The sequence below is a fragment of the Gilvimarinus sp. 1_MG-2023 genome (assembly GCF_030548285.1).
The window spans coordinates 1-271 of record NZ_JAUOSC010001025.1; the positions used below are offsets into that span (position 1 = coordinate 1).

A 271-nucleotide genomic window follows, 5' to 3' on the forward strand; every position below is an offset into this window, starting at 1 on the left:
GCCGGAGTGATTGCCCACGCTGAAGCGACCGGAAATATTCTGGAGCTGTCACCTGCCAGCACCGAACGCAAAAGTACCCGTTTTAACGGTGCACCGGGGGCGGCGGGTGTCGGCCTTGGCACCGGTTACGTGATTACCCCGGCGGCAGACCTGATTGTGGTGGTCGACCAAACGGTCGAAGACATTGAGCAGGAACTGGAGAATTTTGACAAGGCGCTGATTGCTGCCCGCAGTGAAATCCGTCATCTGGGTGCCCAGCTCAGCCATGATC

The 271-nt window shown here is 58.7% G+C and carries 1 protein-coding gene; it reads left to right on the plus strand.

Features of this window, described 5'->3' with window-relative positions; genetic code table 11:
* The coding region (locus tag Q4563_RS19995) for a phosphoenolpyruvate-utilizing N-terminal domain-containing protein (protein ID WP_336623063.1) at positions 1–271 on the plus strand (271 nt) is incomplete at both ends.